We start from the raw sequence: 19,894 nt of genomic DNA on the forward strand, positions 1-19,894 counted from the left end.
CTTCAGACGATCGGCTCGTGGACGGTGACGAGCTTGGTCCCGTCGGGGAAGGTGGCCTCGACCTGCACGTCGTGGATCAGCTCGGGGATGCCCTCCATGACGTCGTCCCTGGTCAGCACCTTGCGTCCGGAGGACATCAGCTCGGCGACGGTACGGCCGTCGCGGGCGCCCTCCAGGATGTGCGAGGTGATGAGGGCGATCGCCTCGGGGTGGTTCAGCTTCAGCCCCCGGGCCCGGCGCCGCTCGGCCACGTCGGCCGCCACATGGATGAGCAGTCTCTCTTGTTCGTGCGGGGTCAGTTGCATGGGCCCACCTCACAGTCATCGCTCCGGACCGCACGGGGCCCGGCTGCCGCAGCCACCACGACGGCACAGGTCTAACACAGGGAGGAATCGCTCGATCCTCGAACAATCCAGACGGAAAAACCGCAGGTGGCATGGATCGGCAGGCTAGTTCGTCGGAGTTTCAACGACGTTAACCAGACCTTGGTCGTCCCATGACCGGCAGCTGGGCTGCGGCATACCGGGGGCGCCCCGCTGCGCCGTCCGTGGCACGGCACGTCCGTGGCACGGCACGTCCGTGGCACGGTCACCGCCGCCGCACGCACGGACCGCCGGGGCGGGGCCGCGTACGGCGGTTCTCGGGGGCCTACGACGACGGGCGCGGGCCGCTTGGGCGGCGGGGGCGTACGGCGGCGGGCGCGGGGCGTGCGAGGCGGCGGGCGCGGGGGCGTACGGCGGCAGAAGCGGGGCGTGCGGCAGCAGGTGTGAGGCGGCGTACCGACGGCGGGCGCAGGGCCGGCCGGCGGCGGGCTGGGGCGCGTACCGGCGGCGCGCGAGGGCGCGGGCGGCTCGCTCGGGCGGATCAGGACCCTGCGCGGCCTGCGGAGAAGTGCGCGGAGTGGCGGTCGAGCGCCCGCCTCAGCTCCTCCAGCTCGGTGTCGGACAGGGCGCCGCCCTGCGCGAACTTCAGGACGTGCTCGGCGACCGTGCGCACCTTCGTGTTGGTGCGCTGGGAGACCTCCCGCAGGACCCGCCAGGCGTCGTCGGGCGGGATCCGGCCGAAGGCCACCACGGCGCCGATGGCCTGGTCGATGACGGCGTGCGAGGTCAGGGCGCGTTGCAGCTGGTCGATCTCCTCGTGCAGCCGTTCGTGCTCCAGCACCAGGTCGGTGGTGGACAGCAGCTGGAGGGGGTGCCGCCTGGACATCGCGAAGAACACCATTGCAGATCCCCTGGGTCGTCGAGCGGCCGGAGTTCCACCTCCAGCTTGCTCCAGGAGAACGACGCGCACGACCGGAGACCGGCCGGCCGAAGGGTCCCGCCGGGGGCACAGGGCCGGTACGTCCTCGGCGCCGGCGTCTCCGCCCGGGGGCCGACGACCCTCTCGTGGCGGGCCGCGCCGTGGACCGGCCGACCGTCCGCCGGGTCCGCCCGGGGGCCGCCGGGCACATGCGCGGGAACCCGCGGCCGCCGGGCCCGGGACGAGCCGCCGGTGGATCCGCCCGAACCGTCCGTGCCGCCCGCCGGGCCGCCCCCGGAGCCGAGGCCGCCGACGCAGACCGCGCGCCGAGGCGGAGCTGATCGGCCGTTACCTGGCCGCGGTGGGTCCGCTCGCCCGACGCGCTCGCGCCGATGCGCCGGCGGGGCGAGACCGCGCCGCGCACGGCGACCCCGGCGCGGGCGCCGCGCGCGCTCGACGGCGAGTGCCCGACCAGCCGGGTCACCCCGCCCGCGCGGCACGGCAGTTGACGGACGCACAGGCATCCCCGGCTCGACCACACGCGGGCGACGGGGCCGACGCTCCCGGGCGGGAGCCGAAACGGACCAAATGAGGTACCGCCTTTCGGCGTAGATACACACCCTTTTTCGGGGACCTCGCGGTTGCGCAACGCGCCTGCACGGATGGCGGAATGGGGCGTTCCGCCGCTGGTCCGGGCGTCGTGACGGGAGGACACAGTCGTTCGAACGAGCGGATGTCCACCCGAACGGGTGAGTGGTGAGTAACAACACAAATCCATAGTTCCGTTGGGATTTTCGGACATCCGTAGGTGAAGATCCCTGTCTGACGACAAGCCCCCGCCACAGCGGCGGGGCGGTCCGGGCGGACGCCGAGTCCTGCCGCCGCACGGACGACCGGTCGACGGAAGTGGATCGGCAGGAGTGGAGGACCCAAGCACGACGGGTCGCCGGAACGGTCACACCATGGCCGGGTCGAGCAGCCCTTGGGGTGAAGCCGCGACAACGCGGCCGGGCAACTTCGCCAGCCCGAATCCGACAGGTCATCCTTCACAGGCGGCTGACGAAGGGTTGCGCATGACTGCGCTCAATCGTGTCCCGTCGTTCATGGCCCGGGCCGGCACGGCCTCGGCCCTGACCATCGCCGCCGTCGGCGGTTCGATCGTGGTGCCCGGCGGCGCCTCCGACGCCTCGGCCGCGACGTTCGCGGCGAAGGCGCTCCAGATCGCGGCGTCCAAGAAGGGCTCCCCCTACCAGTGGGGCGCCACGGGACCGCGCCGGTTCGACTGCTCGGGACTCACGCTGTACTCGTTCAAGCGGGCGGGCAAGAAGCTGCCCCGCACGGCCGAGCAGCAGTACAACAAGTCCCGCCACATCTCGGCGGGCAGCCGCCGCGCCGGTGACCTGGTGTTCTTCCACTCGGGCTCGTACGTCTACCACGTCGGCATCTACGCCGGCGGGGGCAAGATCTGGCATGCGCCGAAGACCGGTGACGTGGTGCGGCTGCAGAAGATCTGGACGAAGAGCGTGTGGTACGGGCGGGTCAACTGACCCGCCCGAGGGCGGCGCCGGCCATCCGTCGGCGCCCGCGCGCCGACCCGCCGCCGCGGCCACGAGCCGCCGCGGTCGTCGTCGCGGTCGCCGTCGCCGTCGCGGGAATCCGCTGCCGCGGCCGCCCGTGCCGTCACGGTCCCGGGCCGTCGGCCGCCGCCGCACGGCACCCACCGGTGCCCGCCGAGCCGGACCGGCCCTCGTGCGTCCGCCGTCCGCGAGCCGTCGTCCGTGCGCCGGGGAACGCGGGCCGGGCGGCGTGGCCCGGAGCGGGCGCAGGGCGTGGACCGTCGCGCGGCCGCCGTCGCGCTCAGCGCGCCGGCGGCGCTTCCTGCGCGCCGGGCGTCCACGGGAGTTCGATGCAGACCGTCTTGCCGCCCTCGCGGGTGCGGCGCACGCTCAGCCTGCCGCCGCACTCCGCGGCGAGCCACCGGATGATCACCATGCCCCGGCCGTTGTCCTGCTGGACGGCGGCCGGCAGCCGTTTCGGGAACCGGGGATGGCTGTCGGTGACCCCGATGCGCAGCAGCTCGTCCCGTTCGAGGGCGAGGTCGACCGTGAAGGTGGGCGACTGCCCCAGGGTGTGCTGGACGGCGTTGGTGGCGAGTTCGGAGACGATGAGCCGCACGGTGTCCGCGGTCTCGGCCCGGGCCGGCAGGCCCCACTCCACGAGGGTGCCCACCGCGTAGGCGCGGGCGGCGGCCACCGAGGCGGGATCGCTCGGCAGAGTGACGGATGCTTCCAGGAGATCTGCCATGGCGATGTCGTCCCTTTCCCACGGGGCCGTGGTCCGACACGGAGCGGATGGTTCGAGTACGGTCCCGGACTGGTGCTTCGCCGTCAGACTGCCATCACCGCACGGGTCCCGGTGGCGATCCACCGAGATATGCATATATCTGTCGCTCGAAGCGGTGAACTCTGCGACGGCCGACCGTGTGCGACGGCGCGCGCCGAGCCGACCGGGAACCGGTCCCGCCCGGGGCGGCGCGGGTGGCCGCGGTCCGTCGCGGGGCGCCCTGGGGAGTAAGGAGAGCCATGCAGCACGGTCCCGTGGTGCGCCGCCGCAAGCTGGGCGCCGAACTGCGCACGCTGCGCGCCGGCGCGGGTCTCACCAGCGGGCAGGCGGCCCGGCTGGTGGGCTGGCACCAGTCGAAGGTGAGCCGGATCGAGACCGGCACCAGTGGGGTGAAACCGGCCGATGTACGGCTGCTGCTGGACGCCTACGCGGTCCACGACGCGCAGCTGCGCCGGCTGCTGCTGGCGCTGGCGGGCTCCGAGGACGGCGACGGCCGGCACCGCTGGTGGCACGCCTACCGCGGCGTACTGCCGCCCACCTACCGGGACTTCATCAGCCTGGAGTCGCAGGCGACCGCGATGCGCACCCTGGAGACCACGGTCGTGCCCGGGCTGCTCCAGACGGCCGAGTACGCCCGCGCGGTGACCCGGGCCGCCGTGGACGGACTCGACGAGGAGCGTCTGGACGCGCTGGTGGAGGTGCGGCTGGCCCGGCAGCACGTCCTGCGGGCCGACCCGCCGCTGGAGCTGAACGCGGTGCTGGACGAGGCCGTACTGCACCGGGAGGTGGGCGGGCCGGAGGTCATGGCGCGTCAGCTGGAGCGGCTGGTGGAGGCGGCGCGCCTGCCCCAGGTGCGGTTGCAGGTGCTGCCGTTCTCGGCCGGGGCGCACATCGGCGTCACCGGCCCTTTCGTCATCTTCTCTTTTTCTCACACTACTGATCTGGATGTGGTCGTTCTCGACCACTTGACGAGTAGCCTCCACCTCGATCGGAAAGAAGACCTGGAGGCCTATACCGAGGCCTTCGACGCTCTTCGGTTCCACGCCCTGTCGGCCGAGGATTCGTCGGACTTCATCGCCGGGCTGCGCCAGAGCAGGTGAGGGCGCGCGACCGAACAAGGAGGCACCATGTCCGCTCCGCCGCGGCACGTACCTTCCAGCGCCGATCTCCACGCCGTGCGGTGGCTGCGCAGCAGCTACAGCACGGGGGCGAACAACTGTGTGGAGACCGCCCGACCGGCCTCGGGGCCGGGCGCCGGACTGCTCGCCGTGCGCGACTCCAAGGCCCCGGCCGGGGCCGCGCTGCTCTTCTCGCCCGGCAGCTGGGCGGACTTCACGGCCGCGGCGCACCGCTTCTGACCGCACCCCGCCGACGGCGGCGCACGACCGTGCCAGGCCGGCCCATGGTCGTGCCACGCCGGCTCACGGTCGTGTCTCGCCGATCACCCGCACCGCGCGTTCGATCTGCGCACCGGTGAGGTCGGCGCGGGCGGTCAGCCTGAGCCGTGAGATGCCGTCGGGCACGGAGGGCGGGCGGAAGCAGCCCGCCACCAGGCCCGCCGCACGGCAGTCGGCCGCCCACCGCACGGCGCCGTCCGCGGACGGCGCGCGCACCGAGACCACCGCGGCGTCCGGACGCACCGCCTCCAGACCCGCGGCGGTCAGGCGCGCGTGCAGGTCGTCCGCGACCGCGCGCGCCCGGCGGGCGCGCTCCGGCTCGCGGCGCAGCCGCAGCAGCGCGGCCAGCGCCGCGCCCGCGGCGGCCGGGGCGAGGCCGGTGTCGAAGATGAACGTGCGGGCCGCGTTGACCAGATGGTCGATCACCCGGGCGGGTCCGAGCACGACTCCGCCCTGGCTGCCGAGGGACTTGGAGAGCGTGGCCGTCACGACGACGTCGTCGGCCCCGGCCAGGCCCGCCGCGTGCGCGCCGCCGCGGCCGCCGTCGCCGAGGACGCCCAGGCCGTGGGCGTCGTCGACGAGCAGCCCGGCGCCCCGCTCCCGGCAGACCTCGGCGAGGGCGGCCAGCGGGGCGGCGTCGCCGTCGACCGAGAAGACCGTGTCGGAGACCAGGACCGCCGGACCCTCGTGCGTGCCGAGCGCCTTGCGGACGGCCTCGAGGTCCGCGTGGGCGACGACCTGGGTGGTGGCGCGCGCCAGCCGGCAGCCGTCGATGAGCGAGGCGTGGTTGCCCGCGTCGGAGACGAGCAGCGAGCCGTGCGGGGCGAGCGCGGTGACCGCGGCGAGATTGGCCGCGTAGCCGGAGGAGAACACGAGCGCCGCCTCGACGCCGCAGAACCGAGCCAGTTCGCGCTCCAGTTCGGTGTGCAGCTCGGTGGTGCCGGTGACCAGCCGGGAGCCGGTCGCGCCGCCGCCCCAGGTGCGCGCCGCGCGCGCCGCGCCCTCGGTCACCTCGGGATGGCGGGACAGGCCCAGGTAGTCGTTGCTCGCGAGATCGAGCAGGGGCGAGTCGGCGGGCCGGGGACGCAGGGTCCGTACGAGCCCCGCGCGGCGGCGCGCGTCCGCCTGCTCGTCGATCCAGCCGAACGCCATGGTTCCTCCGGGGCTTTTGTAGGCAGTGGACAGACCCTAGCGGCACGACCGGCCGCCCATGGTGTGGCGATACCCACACGTCGATCCGCGTCTGTTGTGCGAAGTCTCCTTGGCCCCGGGCCGTCCGGTAGGCCAGGATCGGCTTTCATGGACCTGCTGAACACGCTGGTGGACAAGGGGCTTCGGCGCGAACTGCCGACCCGCGAGGAAGCTCTGGCCGTGCTGGCCACCTCCGACGAAGACCTGCTCGACGTGGTGGCGGCGGCCGGCCGGGTGCGCCGCCACTGGTTCGGGCGGCGGGTGAAACTCAACTATCTCGTCAACCTCAAGTCCGGCCTGTGCCCCGAGGACTGCTCCTACTGCTCGCAGCGGCTCGGCTCGAAGGCCGACATCCTGAAGTACACCTGGCTCAAGCCCGACCAGGCCTCCGAGGCCGCCGCCGCGGGGCTGGCCGGCGGCGCCAAGCGGGTGTGCCTGGTGGCCAGCGGGCGCGGTCCGACGGACCGGGACGTGGACCGGGTCTCGCAGACCATCAAGGCCATCAAGGACCAGAACGAGGGCGTCGAGGTGTGCGCCTGCCTCGGGCTGCTCTCCGACGGCCAGGCGGAGCGGCTGCGCGCGGCCGGTGCCGACGCCTACAACCACAACCTGAACACCTCCGAGTCGACGTACGGCGACATCACCACGACGCACACGTACGCCGATCGGGTGGACACGGTGCACAAGGCGCACGCGGCCGGTCTGTCGGCCTGCTCGGGGCTCATCGCCGGCATGGGCGAGAGCGACGAGGACCTGGTGGACGTCGTCCACTCGCTGCGCGAGCTGGACCCCGACTCGGTTCCGGTGAACTTCCTGATCCCGTTCGAGGGCACCCCGCTCGCCAAGGAGTGGAACCTGACCCCGCAGCGGTGCCTGCGCATCCTCGCGATGGTGCGGTTCGTCTGCCCGGACGTGGAGGTCCGGATCGCGGGCGGCCGCGAGGTGCATCTGCGCTCCATGCAGCCGCTCGCGCTGCACCTGGCCAACTCCATCTTCCTCGGCGACTACCTGACCAGTGAGGGCCAGGCCGGCAAGGCGGACCTGGACATGATCGCGGACGCCGGGTTCGAGGTGGAGGGCGCCGGCCAGGTGACGCTGCCTCAGCACCGGTCGGAGCAGGGCGGCGGCTGCGGTGCGCACGCGGCGGCAGCGGCCGACGGGGCGCCGGAGGGCGCCGCCGGGTGCGGGACCCACCAGGGGGCGGGCTGCGGCTCGCACGCGGACGCCGGGTGCGGCTCGCACGGCGGCGCGGGCGTCTGCGGTTCCGCCGCGCCCGAGACCGCCCCCGCTTCCGCCGGCGCGCCCGAGACCGTCCCCGCGGCCGCCGAGCCGAAGGCCGGCGAGCCCCGCACGGACCTGGTGACGGTGCGCCGCCGGGGCGCCGGAACGGACCTCGCGCCCAATGCCTGAGGTTTCCGCCCCGCACGGACCGGGTGTCGCCGGGCTGCTCGACCTGGACCGGCGACACGTGTGGCACCCGTACGGTCCGATGCCCGGCCGTCAGGAACCGCTCGTCGTGGAGTCGGCGAGCGGGGTACGGCTGCGCCTCGCGGACGGCTCGGGCGAGCTGGTCGACGGCATGTCCTCGTGGTGGGCCGCGATCCACGGCTACAACCACCCGGTGCTCAACGAGGCCGTCCGCGCGCAGTTGGAGCGGATGAGCCACGTGATGTTCGGCGGGCTCACCCACGAGCCCGCCGTCCGCCTGGCGAAGCTCCTCGTCGACATGTCGCCCGACGGTCTCGAACACGTCTTCCTCGCCGACTCCGGCTCGGTGTCGGTCGAGGTCGCCGTCAAGATGTGCCTCCAGTACTGGCGTTCGCTCGGCCGCCCGGCCAAGCGGCGGCTGCTGACCTGGCGGGGCGGCTACCACGGCGACACCTGGCAGCCGATGTCCGTGTGCGACCCCGAGGGCGGGATGCACGAGCTGTGGTCCGGCGCACTGCCGCGCCAGGTCTTCGCGGACGCCCCGCCGGCCGGGTACGAGGAGGCGTACGCCGCCCACCTGCGCGATCTGGTCGAACGGCACGCGGACGAGCTGGCCGCGGTGATCGTCGAACCGGTGGTGCAGGGCGCGGGCGGCATGCGCTTCCACTCCCCCGCGTATCTGCGGGTGCTGCGCGAAGTGTGCGACGCGCACGACGTGCTGCTGGTGTTCGACGAGATCGCGACCGGGTTCGGCCGCACCGGCGCGCTGTTCGCGGCGGAGCACGCGGCCGTGACCCCGGACGTGATGTGCGTGGGCAAGGCGCTGACCGGCGGCTATCTGACGATGGCGGCGACGCTGTGCACCGCGCGGGTGGCCGACGGGATCTCCCGCGGCGAGGTGCCGGTGCTGGCGCACGGTCCGACGTTCATGGGCAACCCGCTGGCGGCGGCCGTGGCGTGCGCCTCGATCGAACTGCTGCTCGGCCAGGACTGGCGCGCGGAGGTCAAGCGGATCGAGGCGGGCCTGCGCGAGGGACTGGCCCCGGCGGCGGAACTGGCCGGGGTGGCGGACGTACGGGTCTTCGGCGCGATCGGCGTGGTCCAGCTCGACCACCCGGTGGACATGGCGGCGGCGACCCGGGCCGCCGTGCGCGAGGGCGTGTGGCTGCGGCCGTTCCGGGACCTGGTGTACACGATGCCGCCGTACGTCACGGGCGACGTGGACGTGGCGCGGATCGCGCGCGCGGTGTGCGCGGCGGCGCGGGAGGGATGAGATGCCGGTACTGGTGATCACGGGCACGGGCACGGAGGTCGGCAAGACCGTCACCACGGCGGCCGTCGCGGCGGCGGCCGCGGCGGCCGGCCGGTCGGTGGCCGTGCTGAAGGCCGCGCAGACGGGCGTGGGCCCGCACGAGCGCGGCGACGGCGCGGAGGTGGTGCGGCTGGCCGGTCCGGTGACCTGGACCGAGGGGGCCCGCTATCCCGAGCCGTTGGCGCCCGGCACGGCAGCGCTGCGGTCCGGCCGGCCGCCGGTGCGCCCGCAGGAGGTGGCCGAGGCCGCGGCCGGGCTGGCCGCCGAGCACGACCTCGTGCTGGTCGAGGGCGCGGGCGGGCTGCTCGTACGGTTCGACGAGGCGGGCGGGACGCTCGCGGACGCGGCGCAGCTGCTGCGGGCGCCGGTGCTGGTGGTCGCCACCGCCGGGCTCGGCACCCTGAACGTCACCGAGCTGACCGCCCGTGAGCTGCGCTCGCGCGAGCTGGACCTGCTCGGCGTGGTGATCGGCAGCTGGCCCGCCGAGCCGGATCTCGCCGACCGCTGCAACATCGCCGACCTGCCGCAGGTGGCCGGCGCGCCGCTGCTGGGCGCGCTGCCCGAGGGGGCCGGCGCGCTGGCGCCCGACGCCTTCCGGACGGCCGCGCTCGACTGGCTGGCGCCCCGCCTCGGCGGCCGGTGGGACGCGGCGGCGTTCACCGTGCGGGAGGCGCCGCCGCCGTTCGCGTAACCGACGGCGCCCTTCGCGGGGCCGCGCGTGTGGCCGGGCCGGCGCGGGGGGAGACTCGCCGCGGGCCCGTCCTGCTCGCGCTCGCGGAGGCAGCCATGCCGCTACGGTCCACCGGCTCGCGCACGATGCCGCCCGATCCCGTCCGCCATCCGCTGTTCGCGCGCTGCTACGCCGTGTTCAGCGTGGCGGCGGAGACCCGGATGGGCGTGGCCGGGGTGCGGGAGCGACTGCTTACCGGGCTGTCCGGGCGGGTGCTGGAGATCGGCGCCGGGAACGGGCTGGACTTCGCGCACTACCCGGGCGCCGTCTCGGAGGTCGTCGCGGTGGAACCGGAGCGCCTGCTGCGCCGCAGGGCGGTGGCGGCGGCGCTGCGCGCCGAGGTGCCGGTCGACGTGGTGCCGGGCTGCGCGGAGGCGCTGCCGGTCAAGAGCGGGGCCTACGACGCGGTGGTGCTGTCGCTGGTGCTGTGCGGCGTGCGCGACGTGCCGCGGGCGCCGGCCGAGGTGCGGCGGGTGCTGCGGCCGGGCGGCGAGGTGCGGTTCTTCGAGCACGGCAGGGGCGGCGGCCGGGCGATGGCCCTCACCCAGCGCGCCCTGGACCGCACGGTGTGGCCGCTGCTGAGCGGCGGCTGCCGTCCGGCCCGCGATCCGGTGGCCGCCCTGCGCGACGCCGGGTTCCGGCTCGGCCCCTACCGGCGGGTGCTGGTGCCGCCTACGGGGCCCGTCCTGCCGGCCTCGTACTGCTCGCTCGGCGCCGCCTGGCGGCCGCCGGCCGCGGACGGGGCCACCTGACCGTCCGGCCGGCCGGCGGATCGTCGGATCGTCGCCGGAAGGGGGCGTGGCCGGCCGGTCACAGGCTCCACTGGCGCAGTTCGCGCGCGATGTCGTCCACCGACGCCTCGCCGCTCTTGACCAGCCGGGCCAGATCGCGCACCTGTTCGGGCGAGGTGACGACCTTCAGACCGCTGGCGACCAGGTAGGCGTAGGCGACCGCGGAGGCGAACAGCGCGTTGGAGCGCTCCAGCGCGGGGACGTGCACGAGGAGCTGGAGCAGCGCGGCGGCCCGCGCGTGCGGGGTGTCGTAGACGGGGACGTCGAAGATCTCGGCCCGGTGCCGCGCCACGGCGGCGACGAGGGCGCCCCAGTCGGTGACCTGGGGGTCCCCGGGCGTCATCCGCTCCGCGAGCATGAGCAGCCAGGCGAGGTCGATTCTGAGATCGTTCAAGGGATCAGTGACGGCCTTCGCTCCGGTGCGCGCGGCGGCCCTCGCGGTCCGTCCCGAACTCCTCGGCGAAGACGTTCTCGTAACTCTTCATGAAGTCCGCCGCGGCCTCCACGAAGGTGTGGCCGACCTCCCCCGTGTCCTGGCGGACCAGTTCCTCGATGTAGCGGTTGACGCTCATGCCGCGGGCGAGCGCGCGTTCCCGGGCGGCACGGGCGGTGCCCTCGTCCACTCTCACGTTCAGCTGGGTCTTCGCCATACCTCGACGCTAGCGCCGGTCCGCTAGCACGGGCAAGGCGCACAGCTCGCGCACCGGGAGCGCCCACCGTGGCGGCGCGCGCCCCCAGGGCGGCGACCAGGCCGGACGGGGCCGGACGGGGCCGGATCCGGACCGGCCCGCTGTGGGACCGCGGTTCGGCCGCACGGGGGATACCGGTCGCGTGCGCGCTGACATTACGCTCGACGGGGGACAAAAGTCTCATGAGCCAGGACGTTCAGGGTCGCGGGAGCACCGAGGAGGCCGCCGTGTCCGCACACGCCGCGGCACCGGACCGGACACGGCCGGACGGACCGAACGCGCCGGATGCGCCGGACGACTCGGACCGGGTCGCGGCCCGCGCCCGCGGGCTGACCAAGGCGTACGGGGCGGGCGAGACGGCCGTGCTGGCGCTCGACTCGGTGGACGTGGACGTCGCGCGCGGCCGGTTCACCTCCGTGATGGGCCCCTCGGGCTCCGGGAAGTCCACCCTGATGCACTGCCTGGCGGGACTGGACACCGTCTCGGCCGGTCAGGTGTGGATCGGCGGCACCGAGATCACCGGTCTGAAGGACCGCGAGCTGACCCGGCTGCGCCGGGACCGTATCGGGTTCATGTTCCAGTCGTTCAATCTGATCCCCACGCTCAGCGCGCTGGAGAACATCACCCTGCCGATGGACATCGCGGGCCGCGCCCCCGACCGGGAGTGGCTGGACCAGGTCGTCGACACCCTGGGCCTCGGGAACCGGCTGGGGCACCGGCCGGCGCAGCTGTCCGGCGGCCAGCAGCAGCGGGTGGCCTGCGCCCGGGCGCTCGCCGCGCGCCCCGAGCTGATCTTCGCCGACGAGCCGACCGGCAATCTGGACTCGCGGGCCGGCACGGAGGTGCTTGGCTTCCTGCGGGACGCCGTCGACCGCCTCGGCCAGACGGTCGTCATGGTCACCCACGACCCGAACGCCGCGGCCCGTTCCGACCTGGTGCTCTTCCTCGCGGACGGACGGATCGTGGACGAGCGGGAGCACCCGACGGCGGAGGCGGTGCTCGCCCGGATGCGCCGGTTCGCCCAGGACGGGGACCAGCCCGGCGGCCCGGCCCCGGTCGGCCGCCCCGGCATCCTGCGCCGGACGTCCGACGACCGGTTCACGCGGGTCTGCGACGCCGTCGCAGAGGAGGCCTGACCGGCGTGCTCAGGGCGACTCTGCGCGGTTTCCTCGCGCACAAGGGGCGGCTGCTGCTGTCGGGCCTGGCCGTCGTGCTGTCGGTGGCCTTCGTGGCGGGCAGCCTGATCTTCTCCGACACCGTCACCCGCACCTTCGACCGCCTCTTCGCCTCCACCGCCGCCGATGTGACGGTGGCCCCCCGGCGGGATCTCGCCCCGCCGGTGCGGACCGGCGCGGTGCGGACCCTGCCCGCCTCGCTCGCCGGCCGGCTGGCGAAGGTGCCCGGCGTGGCGGCCGCCCACGTGGACGCGGTCGTCGAGAACGTGGTGGTCGTCGACCGCCGGAACCAGCCCGTCGGACCGACCACCGGCGCCCCCACCATCGCCCGCGGCTGGGAGGCCACCGGGCGCAGCGGCGTCAGGCTGACCTCCGGTCACGCCCCGCACGGCGACGGCGAGGCCGTCCTGGACGCGGACACCGCCGGGCGCCGCCGAGTGCGGATCGGCGACGTGCTGACGGTGCAGGCGCCCACGGGCACGTTCCGGGTCCGGGTGGCCGGCATCGCCGCCTTCACCACCACCAACCCCGGTTCGGCCCTGGTCTTCCTGGACACGCCGACGGCGCAGGCGAAGCTCCTCGGCTCCACCGCCCGCGCCACCGGCATCTCGGTCGACGCGGCCGGCGGCGTCACCGACACCGAGCTGAAGCGGCGCGTCGGCGCGGCCCTGGGCGCCGGGACGTACGACGTGCGCACCGCCGCCGAGCAGGCCAAGTCGGCCGCCGCGAACCTGGGCGGGTTCCTGAAGGTCATCAAGTACGTGATGCTCGGCTTCGCCGGGATCGCGGTCCTCGTCGGCGTCTTCCTGATCGTCAACACCTTCTCGATGCTGATCGCCCAGCGCACCCGCGAACTGGGCCTGCTGCGCGCTCTGGGCGCCGACCGCGGGCAGGTGCGGCGCTCGGTGCACATCGAGGCGCTGCTGCTCGGCCTGACCGGCGCCACGCTGGGTCTGGCGGCCGGGATCGGGCTCGCGGCCGGTCTCATGCGGCTCGTGGGCACGTTCGGCGTGCGGCTGGGATCGGCGGGGATGGTCATCGGCTGGTCGACGCCCGTCGCGGCGTACGCCGTCGGCGTCGGCGTCACCTTCCTCGCGGCCGGTCTTCCGGCCCGGCGCGCGGCGGCCGTCTCCCCGATGGCGGCGCTCGCCGACGCCGAGGTCTCCGGAACGGGACGGCCGCTGCGGACGCGGGCGCTCGCGGGCGCCGTCGTCGGCGCCGCCGGGGCGGGCGCGCTCGCCGGCTGCGCCGTCGCGACCAGGACCGCGCCCGCCGTCGCGCTGCTGGGCGCCGGTGTCGTGCTCACCCTGATCGCGACCGTGGTCGCCGGGCCGCTGCTGGCGCGCCCGCTGATCCGGGTGCTGGGCGGCGCCTTCCCGGCGCTGTTCGGCTCCGTCGGGCGGATGAGCCAGCGCAACGCCCTGCGCAATCCGCGCCGGACCGGGGCGACGGCGGCGGCGCTGACGGTGGGCCTGGCCCTGGTCGGCGGGATGGCCGTGGCCGGCGCCTCCATGACCCGGTCGGTGGACCGCCGGATCGACCAGACGCTCGGCGCCGACTACATCGTGCAGAACCGCACCTACATCCCGTTCTCCCCGGAGATCGGCGACCGGGTCCGCGCCACCGCCGGCACGGGCGTGGTCGTACGGCAGCGGCTGGCGGCGATCGCGGTCCGACTGCCGGACGGCGGGCGGGTGGAGACGGCCGCCTCCGGCTACGGCCCCCGGCTGGACGCCGTGTCCCATCTGAAGTACGCGGCCGGGAACACGGCGGCGGCGCTGGCCCCCGGGCACCTGGCCATGGACGCGGGCTTCGCCCGGACGCACGGCGTGCGGATCGGCAGCGTGCTGCCCGCCGAGTTCCAGGGCGGCCGCCGGGCCCGGCTGACGGTGGCCGCGCTGACCGACCAGGAGCAGGCGGAGGCGTTCGGCCTCAAGGGCGGTCTGCTCCTCGGCCTCGGCACGCTCGACCGGTACGCGCCCGGCGGCCTGGACTCCGCCCTGTACGTGAACGCCGCTCCCGGCACCGGGGCCGGCCCGCTGCGCGCCCGGCTGGAGAAGACCCTCGCGCCCTATCCGAACGTGCAGGTCCGCGACCAGGCCGACTACAAGAAGCTGGTGCACGACCAGATCGCGGTGCTGCTCCGGCTCGTGTACGCGCTGCTCGGGCTGGCCATCGTCATCGCGGTGCTCGGCGTGGTGAACACGCTCGCCCTGTCGGTGGTGGAGCGGACCCGGGAGATCGGGCTGCTGCGGGCGATCGGGCTGGCCCGCCGGCAGCTGCGCCGGATGATCCGGCTGGAGTCGGTGGTGATCGCGGTGTTCGGCGCGGTCCTGGGGCTGGCGCTGGGACTGTTGTGGGGCGTGTGCGTCCAGCGGGTGCTGGCCCTTGAGGGCATGACGGCGCTGGCGTTCCCCTGGGGCACGATCGTCGCGGTGGTGGCCGGGGCGGCGGCCGTGGGGGTGGTGGCGGCCCTGCTGCCGGCCCTGCGCGCCTCGCGCATGAACGTGCTGGCGGCGATCGCGCACGAGTGATGGAATCGCGCGAGGTATTCAACTGCGCTGATTCCTGGGAGAGTTCATGCCGCGACCGTTCCGCTTCGGAATCAACCTGCTGAATCCCGGGTCCGCCGCCGAGTGGCGCGCCAAGTGCCGGCGGGCCGAGGAACTCGGCTACGACGTGCTCCTGGTGCCCGACCATCTCGGCTGGGTCGCGCCGTTCCCGGCGCTGGTGGCGGCGGCGCAGGCCACCGAGCGGCCCCGGGTGGGCACGTTCGTGCTCAACGCCGGCTTCCACCGTCCCGCGCTGCTGGCCCGCGAGGCGGCGACGACGGACGCGCTCACGGACGGCCGCCTGGAACTGGGGCTCGGCACCGGGTACGTACGCGAGGAGCACGAGAGCGCCGGGCTGCCGTTCGGCTCGCCGGCCGAACGCGTGGACCACCTGCGGCGCACGGTGCAGGAGCTGGAGCGGCTGCTCGGCTCCCCCGGCCACCGGCCCGCACCGGCGCAGCGGCCGCGCATCCCGCTGCTGATCGGCGCCAACGGCGACCGGATGCTGCGGCTGACCGCGCGGCACGCGGACATCGCCGCGTTCACCGGAGCCCGTCCGTCGGCCGGCAGCCCCACGGGGCTCGCCCCGCTGACGGCCGACGAACTGGCGGAGCGGGTGGCCCGGTACCGGGAGTACGCGGCGGACCGCGCGGAACCGGCCGAGCTGAACCTGCTGATCCAGACCGTCGCCGTCACCGACGACCCCGCCGCGGCGCTGGGGCCGCTGCTGGAGCGCCAGCCGCAGCTGACCCTGGACCAGGCGCTGACGCTGCCCATCGTGCTGGTCGGCACGCTGGACGGGATCGTCGCGCGGGTGCGGGCCCAGCGCGAGCGGTTCGGCTTCTCCTACCTCACCGTCCTGGAGCCGGACATGGAGACGTTCGCGCCGGTGATGGCGGCGCTGCGCGAGGCGTGATTGGGCGCCGGCCGCGCCGGGGCGGGGCGGGCGTGTCGTGGCGGCGGCGCGGTGGGGCCGGTCCCGGCGGTGTTGGTGCGGTGGCGGCGGCCGGTGGGGTCCTCGTGTCCGGATGCCGGAATTCCCGTTCCGCGCTCGGCCCGCGTGATGGGATCCCCGCATGAGGGACTTGCGCATACGCCCCGCGACCGGCGACGACATCGACGCGGTGCTGGCCTTCTGGCGGACGGCCGCGGAGGGCACGAGCATCAGCGACGACCGGGACGGAGTGGCCCGGCTGGTGGCCCGCGACCCGGGGGCGCTGCTGCTGGCGGAGGACACCGGGGACCTGGTCGGCACGGTCATCGCGGGCTTCGACGGCTGGCGCTGCCACCTGTACCGGCTCGCGGTGCACCCCGGCCGCCGCCGGCAGGGCATCGCCACGGCGCTGCTGGCCGCCGCCGAGGAGCGGTTCGCGCGGCTGGGCGGGCGGCGCGGGGACGCCATGGTGCTCACCGGCAACGAGCGGGCGCACCACGCCTGGCGGGCGGCCGGGTACGCGCCCGAGGAGCACTGGCGGCGCTGGGTGAAGCCGCTGACCGCCCGGACGGACTGATCTACCGGCTTCTTTGCCCATCCTTTACCCTGGGTGGAGCACTCGGCCCTCCATGAAAGGTTGTGAGCGTCCGCCCATGGGCGTGCCTCCCGGTGAGCACCGTCGCGCGATCCCCCTTGTCCTGACCGACCATGGAAGAGGGGTGACCCGATGACCGAAGTGCTCCTCCTGCTCGTGGCGGTACTGCTGTCCCTGGCCTGCGGCGCCTTCGTCGCGGCCGAGTTCTCCTTGACCACGGTCGAGCGCGGCGCCCTGGAGCGCGCGGCGGAGCGCGGCGAGCGCGGCGCGCCCGGCGCGCTGAAGGCCGTACGGAACCTGACCTTCCAGCTCTCCGGGGCGCAACTCGGGATCACCGTCACCAACCTGGTGGTCGGCATGCTCGCCGAGCCGTCGATCTCCAAGCTGATCTCCGGTCCGCTCCAGGCGCTCGGCATGTCCCGCTCCGCGGCCGCCTCGCTGGCGCTGGTGCTGGGCACCGCCCTGTCGACGGTCTTCCTGATGGTCGTCGGCGAGCTGGTGCCCAAGAACTGGGCGATCTCCTCGCCGCTGGCCGTCGCCCGCCGGGTGGCCACTCCGCAGCGCTGGTTCAGCGCGGCCTTCCGCCCGTTCATCACCCACCTCAACAACACGGCGAACCGGGTGGTGCGCCGGCTCGGCGTGGAGCCCGCCGAGGAGCTGGCCTCCGCGCGCGGTCCCCAGGAGCTGGCGGCGCTGGCCCGGCACTCCGCCAAGCAGGGCGCCCTGGAGGCGGACACCGCCGAGCTGTTCGTGCGCACCTTGAACCTCGCCGACCTGACCGCGGAGAACGTGATGACGCCGCGGGTCCAGGTGGTGGCCCTGGACGCCCAGGCGACCTGCGAGGACGTCGCGAACGCGACCCGGGCGACCGGCCTGTCCCGCTTCCCCGTCTACCGCGGCAGTCTCGACTCCGTGGTCGGGACGGCCCACGTCAAGGACGTGCTGGCGGTGCCCGCCCGGCGGCGGCTGCACCTGCGCGTCTCGGAGATCATGCGCGAGCCGCTGCTCGTGCCGCAGTCGCTGACCGTGGACCGGCTGCTGGACCGGCTCTCCGGCCGGCGCACGATGGCCGTCGTCATCGACGAGTACGGCGGCACGGCGGGCGTGGCGACCCTGGAGGACATCGTCGAGGAGGTCGTCGGCGAGGTGCGCGACGAGCACGATCCGCACGAGACGCCCGACCTGGCCCCGGCCGGCGCCGACGCGGAGGGCCGCGCCCTGTACTCGGCCGACGGCTCCGCGCGCGTGGACCAGCTGGCCCGCGTCGGCCTGAGGGTCCCGGACGGCCCGTACGAGACGCTGGCCGGCCTGGTCGCCGCCGAGCTGGGCCGGATACCGGCGAGCGGCGACGCGCTGGAGGTCGCCGGGTGGCATATGGACGTGGTGGACGCGGGCGGCCGCCGGGCCGCGCGCGTGCTGCTGCACGCCCCGCTGGACGACGCTCCCGTCGAGGAGGTTCCCACCCGGCGCGGCAGGCGCCGCATCGCGGTGCGCGCGGACCGTCCGGCGCACGACATGGACCCGAGCGACGGAAAGAGGGCCGGCCGGTGACCGCCGTACAGATCCTGATCGGTCTGGCGACCCTGGTCGTCAACGCCTTCTTCGTGGGCGCCGAGTTCGCGCTGATCTCGGTGCGCCGCAGCCAGGTGGAGCCGTACGCCGAGGAGGGCGACCGGCGCGCGAAGAGCGTGCTGTGGGGCCTGGAGCACGTCTCCGCGCTGCTGGCGGCGGCGCAGCTCGGCATCACCCTGTGCACCCTGGTCCTCGGCGTGGTCGCCGAACCGGCGATCGCCCATCTGCTGGAGCCGGTGTTCCACGCGGTGGGCGTGCCCGCGGGCGCGGGTCACGCGGTGTCGTTCGTGATCGCGCTGGCCCTGGCGACGTATCTGCACATGCTGCTGGGCGAGATGGTGCCCAAGAACATCGCGCTGGCGGAGCCGGTGCGCAGCGCGCTGCTGCTCGGCCCGCCGCTGGTCGCGCTGTCCCGGGCGCTGCGTCCGGTGATCTTCACGGTGAACGCGTTCGCCAACGGGCTGCTCAAGCTGTTGCGGGTGGAGGCGAAGGACGAGGTCTCGGCGACGTTCACGGACGCGGAGCTGGCGCAGATCGTGAAGGACGCCAGCGAGGCCGGGCTGATCGACGACCGGGCGCAGGAGCGGCTGCACGACGCGCTGGAGCTGGGCAGGCGGCCCGTGCGCGACGTGGTGCTGCCGCTGGAGCGGGTCGTCTACGCCCGGCTCGGGGTCACCCCGGAGCAGTTGGAGCGGCTGTCGGCCGAGTCCGGCTTCTCCCGCTTCCCCGTGGTCGACGAGGGCCGCCGGATCATCGGCTACCTGCACGTGAAGGACGCGCTGGACGCCTCGCCGCGCACCGAGCCGTTCCGGCTGCGGGACATGCGGCCGATCGCCCGGGTCCGGGAGGGCACCCCGCTGGACGACGTGCTCACGGCGATGCGCGGCAGCCGTACGCACCTGGCGGCGGTGCTGGGCTCGGACGGGCGGCTGGCGGGTCTGGTGACCATGGAGGACGTGCTCCAGGAACTGTTCGGGCAGCGGGTCTGAGCCGGGTCCGACATCGCCGGACCGACCGCTTGGTATGCGCCGGGCGCGACGGGTTACCATCGCTCACGCCATGCAGACGATTCCCACATACAGCAGCCTGGTCGCCGTCGGCGACTCGTTCACCGAGGGCATGTCGGACCTGCTGCCCGACGGCTCCTACCGGGGCTGGGCCGACGTCCTGGCGGGCCGGATGGCCGCCCGCACCCCCGGTTTCCGGTACGCCAACCTCGCCGTGCGCGGCAAGCTCATCGGACAGATCGTCGACGAGCAGGTCGAGGTGGCCGCGGCCATGAAGGCCGACGTGGTGACGCTGGTGGGCGGCCTCAACGACACCCTGCGGCCCAAGTGCGACATGGGCAGGGTGCGGGGGCTGCTGACCGAGGCGGTGGAGCGGCTGGCGCCGTCCTGCGAGCGGCTGGTGCTGATGCGCAGCCCCGGCCGGCAGGGTCCCGTCCTGGAGCGGTTCCGGCCGCGCATGGAGGAGCTGTTCGCCCATGTGGACGACCTCGCGGACCGGCACGGCGCGGTCGTCGTGGACCTGTACGGCGCGCCGTCGCTCGCCGACCCGCGCCTGTGGGACGTGGACCGGCTGCACCTGACGGCCGAGGGGCACCGCCGGGTCGCCGAGGCGGTGTGGCAGGCGCTCGGCCTGGAGGCGGAGGACGCCGAGTGGCGTACGCCGATGGCCGCGAGCGCGCGGCCGGGCTGGGTCAGTCGCCGTACCGCCGACGCCCGCTTCGCCCGGCAGCACCTGCTGCCCTGGATAGGCCGCCGCCTGACCGGCCGCTCCTCCGGCGACGGCCGCCCGGCCAAGCGCCCCGAGCTGCTGCCCTACGAGGAACTGGCGCACCCGGCGGCCGACGCCGGACCGGCCTGACGACGCGACCGGAAGCGGTGCGACCGGCGCGACCGGAAGCGGTGTGACGGCGGGACCGGAAGCGGTGTGACCGGCGG

20 protein-coding genes and 1 riboswitch are annotated in these 19,894 nt (G+C 74.6%); of the genes, 14 read left to right on the forward strand and 6 right to left on the reverse strand.

Features of this window, described 5'->3' with window-relative positions; translation table 11 throughout:
• Positions 1–2 precede the first annotated feature (2 nt).
• The gene (locus ABEB07_RS26350; protein WP_164589332.1) at positions 3–305 is read right to left on the reverse strand and encodes an urease subunit gamma; all 303 of its coding nucleotides are present in this window, start codon (positions 303–305) and stop codon (positions 3–5) included.
• A 559-nt stretch (positions 306–864) separates the two neighbouring features.
• Positions 865–1,224 (reverse strand): ANTAR domain-containing protein, encoded by a 360-nt coding sequence (locus ABEB07_RS26355; RefSeq protein WP_164585342.1) that lies wholly within the window; start codon positions 1,222–1,224, stop codon positions 865–867.
• Positions 1,225–2,176: 952 nt separating this feature from the next.
• Positions 2,177–2,312, forward strand: a riboswitch (cyclic di-AMP (ydaO/yuaA leader).
• A 3-nt stretch (positions 2,313–2,315) separates the two neighbouring features.
• Between ABEB07_RS26355 and ABEB07_RS26360 the strand changes: the two genes are divergently transcribed.
• Positions 2,316–2,789 (forward strand): C40 family peptidase, encoded by a 474-nt coding sequence (locus tag ABEB07_RS26360; protein ID WP_164586119.1) that lies wholly within the window; start codon positions 2,316–2,318, stop codon positions 2,787–2,789.
• 310 nt (positions 2,790–3,099) lie between these two features.
• Here the strand turns inward: ABEB07_RS26360 and ABEB07_RS26365 are convergent, their stop codons facing one another.
• Entirely contained in the window at positions 3,100–3,546 is a 447-nt protein-coding gene (locus tag ABEB07_RS26365; protein WP_345670588.1) for an ATP-binding protein, read from the reverse strand.
• A gap of 278 nt (positions 3,547–3,824) precedes the next feature.
• Here ABEB07_RS26365 and ABEB07_RS26370 point away from each other — a divergent pair, with 278 nt between their 5' ends.
• Positions 3,825–4,685, forward strand: coding sequence for a helix-turn-helix domain-containing protein (locus ABEB07_RS26370; RefSeq protein WP_176148108.1), 861 nt, complete (start codon positions 3,825–3,827; stop codon positions 4,683–4,685).
• Positions 4,686–4,712: 27 nt separating this feature from the next.
• Positions 4,713–4,943, forward strand: a complete 231-nt coding sequence (locus tag ABEB07_RS26375) for a DUF397 domain-containing protein (RefSeq protein WP_164589880.1) — start codon at positions 4,713–4,715, stop codon at positions 4,941–4,943.
• Positions 4,944–5,006: 63 nt separating this feature from the next.
• On the opposite strand, the gene ABEB07_RS26380 is transcribed toward ABEB07_RS26375, so the two are convergent.
• Positions 5,007–6,134 carry an 8-amino-7-oxononanoate synthase gene (locus ABEB07_RS26380; RefSeq protein ID WP_345670589.1) on the reverse strand — a complete coding sequence of 376 codons (1,128 nt, stop codon included), beginning with the start codon at positions 6,132–6,134 and terminating at the stop codon, positions 5,007–5,009.
• A 147-nt stretch (positions 6,135–6,281) separates the two neighbouring features.
• Between ABEB07_RS26380 and bioB the strand changes: the two genes are divergently transcribed.
• The 4 genes from bioB (at position 6,282) to ABEB07_RS26400 (ending at position 10,395) form a co-directional block, all read left to right on the forward strand.
• Positions 6,282–7,583, forward strand: coding sequence for a biotin synthase BioB (gene bioB, locus ABEB07_RS26385; RefSeq protein WP_345670590.1), 1,302 nt, complete (start codon positions 6,282–6,284; stop codon positions 7,581–7,583).
• Positions 7,576–8,874 carry an adenosylmethionine--8-amino-7-oxononanoate transaminase gene (locus tag ABEB07_RS26390; RefSeq protein ID WP_345670591.1) on the forward strand — a complete coding sequence of 433 codons (1,299 nt, stop codon included), beginning with the start codon at positions 7,576–7,578 and terminating at the stop codon, positions 8,872–8,874. The genes bioB and ABEB07_RS26390 overlap by 8 nt, the downstream gene beginning before the upstream one ends.
• Position 8,875: 1 nt before the next feature.
• Positions 8,876–9,604, forward strand: a complete 729-nt coding sequence (gene bioD / locus ABEB07_RS26395; protein ID WP_345670592.1) for a dethiobiotin synthase — start codon at positions 8,876–8,878, stop codon at positions 9,602–9,604.
• A 95-nt stretch (positions 9,605–9,699) separates the two neighbouring features.
• Entirely contained in the window at positions 9,700–10,395 is a 696-nt protein-coding gene (locus ABEB07_RS26400; RefSeq protein ID WP_345670593.1) for a class I SAM-dependent methyltransferase, read from the forward strand.
• Between the two features lie 58 nt (positions 10,396–10,453).
• Here the strand turns inward: ABEB07_RS26400 and ABEB07_RS26405 are convergent, their stop codons facing one another.
• Both ABEB07_RS26405 and ABEB07_RS26410 read right to left on the reverse strand, forming a co-directional pair.
• Positions 10,454–10,828, reverse strand: coding sequence for a fic family toxin-antitoxin system, toxin component (locus ABEB07_RS26405; protein WP_164587347.1), 375 nt, complete (start codon positions 10,826–10,828; stop codon positions 10,454–10,456).
• Positions 10,829–10,832: 4 nt separating this feature from the next.
• Positions 10,833–11,084 carry an antitoxin gene (locus ABEB07_RS26410; protein ID WP_164587346.1) on the reverse strand — a complete coding sequence of 84 codons (252 nt, stop codon included), beginning with the start codon at positions 11,082–11,084 and terminating at the stop codon, positions 10,833–10,835.
• A gap of 221 nt (positions 11,085–11,305) precedes the next feature.
• Between ABEB07_RS26410 and ABEB07_RS26415 the strand changes: the two genes are divergently transcribed.
• The 7 genes from ABEB07_RS26415 to ABEB07_RS26445 all read left to right on the forward strand — a co-directional run bounded on the left by ABEB07_RS26415 (position 11,306) and on the right by ABEB07_RS26445 (position 19,817).
• Positions 11,306–12,259 (forward strand): ABC transporter ATP-binding protein, encoded by a 954-nt coding sequence (locus tag ABEB07_RS26415; protein WP_345670595.1) that lies wholly within the window; start codon positions 11,306–11,308, stop codon positions 12,257–12,259.
• A 5-nt stretch (positions 12,260–12,264) separates the two neighbouring features.
• Entirely contained in the window at positions 12,265–14,832 is a 2,568-nt protein-coding gene (locus ABEB07_RS26420; RefSeq protein WP_345670596.1) for an ABC transporter permease, read from the forward strand.
• 46 nt (positions 14,833–14,878) lie between these two features.
• The gene (locus tag ABEB07_RS26425) at positions 14,879–15,766 is read left to right on the forward strand and encodes an LLM class F420-dependent oxidoreductase (protein ID WP_345670597.1); all 888 of its coding nucleotides are present in this window, start codon (positions 14,879–14,881) and stop codon (positions 15,764–15,766) included.
• A gap of 160 nt (positions 15,767–15,926) precedes the next feature.
• The gene (locus tag ABEB07_RS26430) at positions 15,927–16,361 is read left to right on the forward strand and encodes a GNAT family N-acetyltransferase (protein WP_345670598.1); all 435 of its coding nucleotides are present in this window, start codon (positions 15,927–15,929) and stop codon (positions 16,359–16,361) included.
• Between the two features lie 150 nt (positions 16,362–16,511).
• On the forward strand, positions 16,512–17,930 hold the full coding sequence (locus ABEB07_RS26435) for a hemolysin family protein (protein WP_345670599.1): 1,419 nt from the start codon (positions 16,512–16,514) through the stop codon (positions 17,928–17,930).
• The gene (locus tag ABEB07_RS26440) at positions 17,927–18,940 is read left to right on the forward strand and encodes a hemolysin family protein (RefSeq protein WP_164585593.1); all 1,014 of its coding nucleotides are present in this window, start codon (positions 17,927–17,929) and stop codon (positions 18,938–18,940) included. The genes ABEB07_RS26435 and ABEB07_RS26440 overlap by 4 nt, the downstream gene beginning before the upstream one ends.
• Positions 18,941–19,010: 70 nt before the next feature.
• Positions 19,011–19,817 (forward strand): SGNH/GDSL hydrolase family protein, encoded by an 807-nt coding sequence (locus ABEB07_RS26445; protein ID WP_345670602.1) that lies wholly within the window; start codon positions 19,011–19,013, stop codon positions 19,815–19,817.
• Positions 19,818–19,894 lie beyond the last annotated feature (77 nt).

The sequence above is a fragment of the Streptomyces similanensis genome, assembly GCF_039543625.1.
Taxonomy (GTDB): Bacteria; Actinomycetota; Actinomycetes; order Streptomycetales; family Streptomycetaceae; genus Streptomyces; species Streptomyces similanensis.

Coding starts and splice junctions, on each gene's coding strand:
- ABEB07_RS26400 (WP_345670593.1), top strand. CDS start 9,700: ATGCCGCTACGGTCCACCGGCTCGCGCACGATGCCGCCCGATCCCGTC.
- bioD (WP_345670592.1), top strand. CDS start 8,876: ATGCCGGTACTGGTGATCACGGGCACGGGCACGGAGGTCGGCAAGACC.
- ABEB07_RS26425 (WP_345670597.1), top strand. CDS start 14,879: ATGCCGCGACCGTTCCGCTTCGGAATCAACCTGCTGAATCCCGGGTCC.
- ABEB07_RS26410 (WP_164587346.1), bottom strand. CDS start 11,084: ATGGCGAAGACCCAGCTGAACGTGAGAGTGGACGAGGGCACCGCCCGT.
- ABEB07_RS26390 (WP_345670591.1), top strand. CDS start 7,576: ATGCCTGAGGTTTCCGCCCCGCACGGACCGGGTGTCGCCGGGCTGCTC.
- ABEB07_RS26350 (WP_164589332.1), bottom strand. CDS start 305: ATGCAACTGACCCCGCACGAACAAGAGAGACTGCTCATCCATGTGGCG.
- ABEB07_RS26445 (WP_345670602.1), top strand. CDS start 19,011: ATGCAGACGATTCCCACATACAGCAGCCTGGTCGCCGTCGGCGACTCG.
- ABEB07_RS26375 (WP_164589880.1), top strand. CDS start 4,713: ATGTCCGCTCCGCCGCGGCACGTACCTTCCAGCGCCGATCTCCACGCC.
- ABEB07_RS26415 (WP_345670595.1), top strand. CDS start 11,306: ATGAGCCAGGACGTTCAGGGTCGCGGGAGCACCGAGGAGGCCGCCGTG.
- ABEB07_RS26365 (WP_345670588.1), bottom strand. CDS start 3,546: ATGGCAGATCTCCTGGAAGCATCCGTCACTCTGCCGAGCGATCCCGCC.
- ABEB07_RS26380 (WP_345670589.1), bottom strand. CDS start 6,134: ATGGCGTTCGGCTGGATCGACGAGCAGGCGGACGCGCGCCGCCGCGCG.
- bioB (WP_345670590.1), top strand. CDS start 6,282: ATGGACCTGCTGAACACGCTGGTGGACAAGGGGCTTCGGCGCGAACTG.
- ABEB07_RS26370 (WP_176148108.1), top strand. CDS start 3,825: ATGCAGCACGGTCCCGTGGTGCGCCGCCGCAAGCTGGGCGCCGAACTG.
- ABEB07_RS26435 (WP_345670599.1), top strand. CDS start 16,512: ATGACCGAAGTGCTCCTCCTGCTCGTGGCGGTACTGCTGTCCCTGGCC.
- ABEB07_RS26430 (WP_345670598.1), top strand. CDS start 15,927: ATGAGGGACTTGCGCATACGCCCCGCGACCGGCGACGACATCGACGCG.
- ABEB07_RS26355 (WP_164585342.1), bottom strand. CDS start 1,224: ATGGTGTTCTTCGCGATGTCCAGGCGGCACCCCCTCCAGCTGCTGTCC.
- ABEB07_RS26360 (WP_164586119.1), top strand. CDS start 2,316: ATGACTGCGCTCAATCGTGTCCCGTCGTTCATGGCCCGGGCCGGCACG.